2 protein-coding genes are annotated in these 2,465 nt (G+C 57.8%); one reads left to right on the top strand and one right to left on the bottom strand.

Annotation, left to right across the window (positions count from 1 at the left end):
- Positions 1 to 328 precede the first annotated feature (328 nt).
- Positions 329 to 1,279, bottom strand: a complete 951-nt coding sequence (locus ACXJ7R_RS30005) for an IS1595 family transposase (protein WP_457154986.1) — start codon at positions 1,277 to 1,279, stop codon at positions 329 to 331.
- 837 nt (positions 1,280 to 2,116) lie between these two features.
- Here ACXJ7R_RS30005 and ACXJ7R_RS30000 point away from each other — a divergent pair.
- Positions 2,117 to 2,311 carry a hypothetical protein gene (locus ACXJ7R_RS30000; RefSeq protein WP_457154985.1) on the top strand — a complete coding sequence of 65 codons (195 nt, stop codon included), beginning with the start codon at positions 2,117 to 2,119 and terminating at the stop codon, positions 2,309 to 2,311.
- The last annotated feature ends 154 nt before the right edge of the window (positions 2,312 to 2,465 follow it).

Below are 2,465 nucleotides of genomic sequence, written 5' to 3'. Positions count from 1 at the left end.
GGCTTCTCTTTGGCATCAAACGCTGCATGGTCACTTTTGGTAAGGTTGGTGCTGTATTTATAGAGTGCCATTTCAGAGGCTCCTGTGGATTTGCGCCACGGGAGGGCTTGCAGAAATCACAGACTCAATTAGGGTACAGGGCGTGATCACAAACAAGCCCTCCTACGGCTTGGGTTCAACTTAAAGGCGACCGTCTGAACCACGGTCGCCTTTTACGTTCGTGTGAGTCGCTGATTCGTGCAAGCGCTTCGGCGCTGTTTACAACAGCTTTTTGTTCTTCTTTCGTTTCATCAACAGCTTTCGCGCCTTCTGCCGAAGTGTCTTCGCCTTAGTGAGCGCTTCGGTAGGTCAGGCGCTTGCCTTCGATGCCTTCCATGATTGCGTCAACACGCATCTGGTCGGTGAAGCCGAGCTTGGCGCGGCGATTGTATCGGAAATCGAACTCGGCAAGATAGCGGTGCAAGTGGGCCTCGCCGCAATGCTGGTAGACGCCAACCATGCCGCGCTTGAACACTGAGAACACGTTCTCAATCGTGTTGGTGTGGACGATGCGGTCCGCCTCATAGCGAACGTATTCGCCGCCAGTATGCTTCACGGTGGCATGGTCCGCGAACTCCTGTCCGGTGATCGGGTAGAAGTTGGACTCGTCGGTCATGAGGGTAGACTTGCGGTCGGCATTGCGGACCAGCACGTCACGGACAGACGCCTTCGTAGCGTGCTCGACATGGAAGGAACGGACAGAGCCGCCGCGCTCGGCAAGCGCCACGATGGAACGCTTGGAGGAGTTGGACGGCTTGCCGCGAATGGTGCGCTTCTTGATCGTGTCCTTCGGCCCAAAATAGGTCTCGTCGGCTTCCACGATCYTGCCTTCACCGCCAAGCGGGCCGGATGACTTCACGTCCTCTTTCATCGCTTCGCGAATGCGGTGCGCCATGAACCAAGCGGTCTTATAGGTGACGCCGAGCATGCGGTGCAGCTGGTGCGCCGACATGCCTTTCTTCGATGCGCCAAGCAGATGGGTTGCCAGCCACCATTTGGTGAGCGGGATTTTGGAGCGCTCGAAAACGGTGCCGACAGTCACGGTGAACTGGCCCTTGCATTCGTTGCAATAGCGCAAGCCGGGACGATGCGACTGCTTCTTGCCAACGATCAGTGCGATCTTGTCGGGGTTGGCATTTCCGCAATGAGGGCAATAAGGACCATGCGGCCAACGGATAGCCTCTAGGGCTTCGCGGGCTTTGTCCTCGTCGTGGAAGATCGGGTTCTGAAGGTCGGCCATTTGGGTAACTCCTTGGATTTGTTATCGTCCAAGCCGCTACTTTTGTCAAGTATATAATTAGGAATATAATCCTCCCGTTGCGGCGCCCCTTTCAAACGGAGCTCGCCATGCCCATGACCCTCGCAGACACCCTGCCTGCCAACGTTCGCTTCACGGTCAATTGCGGACATCCGGCATGCTGCAAGTCGACAAAGCTCGACGCCCAAGCGCTCATCGACCGGCTCGGCCCGGGCCACGGTTCGATGCATTGGTCAGGCTCTTCCGCTGCCCGTCGTGCAAGGCCGCTGGCCGCGATCGCCGGCCGGTGTTATTCACCTTCGTTCCTGACTATGAAGGCATCCAGGCTCCGCGCAACCGCGACTGGAAACCGACGTTCGATCGAGGGACTTAGGGACTTCAGTCTCAGTTGAGCTATCCCTAATATGCCTTTAGCTTAAGCAGTGCGGGGGACAATCCCAAAAGACCGACCCGCAAATGGCCGGTGTGGTCGTATCCCGCAACACCCCACTGCACCGGCCATTCCCCCACGGTAGCATCAGCCAAAATGGCGCTCGTAGCTCAAACAGGGCAGAGCGGAGGCTCAAATGGCCAGCGATAAGCGCAGGCAGGATTCTATTCACGACCATCAGGTCGAATGCTTCGCCTCGGAGAACGGTTTGACTCCGGATCTGGCTTGGGAGTTGATCGTAAAACACGGCAACAGCCGCAAGGCCGTCATCAAAGCCGCGCAGGGTTTGAAAGGTGATGTCAGGCAACACGGCCGACAGCCTCTTGCTCCCCTGTGGAGCCTCCGCCCCTGGAGGAGAGCGTGGGCTTTCAGTGGGCCTTGAGGAAGCGATGACCGACAAGCCGGCCACATCCTACGTGGTCAGCGTGTTCGAGAAGCCGCATTGGCGAGCGAGGCAACAGCTTGCGCATGATGATCGACATGCGTCCTTCTGCGCCATAGGACGCAGGCTTGCGATCGACAATCTCAAAACCGTGCTTGCGGTAGAATGCCAGCGCCCGATCATTGCCCTCAAGCACTTCTAGCGCGATGCTCGGGATGCCGACATGGGCCGCAAGTACGGCGGATGTCGGCCGCCAACCCGGATCCGAATTCACTTTTTTCTATGTGCAGGCGGTCGAGCATGACGTCACCTCCCGCATCCATCTCAGCCATCGCATAGCCGGCGAGAGACCCATC

Source organism: Mesorhizobium sp. P5_C1 (assembly GCF_054049815.1).
Note: the sequence above shows the minus strand (reverse complement) of the source record. Positions and strands in the feature narration are given on the sequence as shown.

What these genes read in the sequence shown, in the direction of transcription:
- ACXJ7R_RS30000 (WP_457154985.1), top strand. Translation starts at nt 2,117, where the DNA reads ATGACCGACAAGCCGGCCACATCCTACGTGGTCAGCGTGTTCGAGAAG.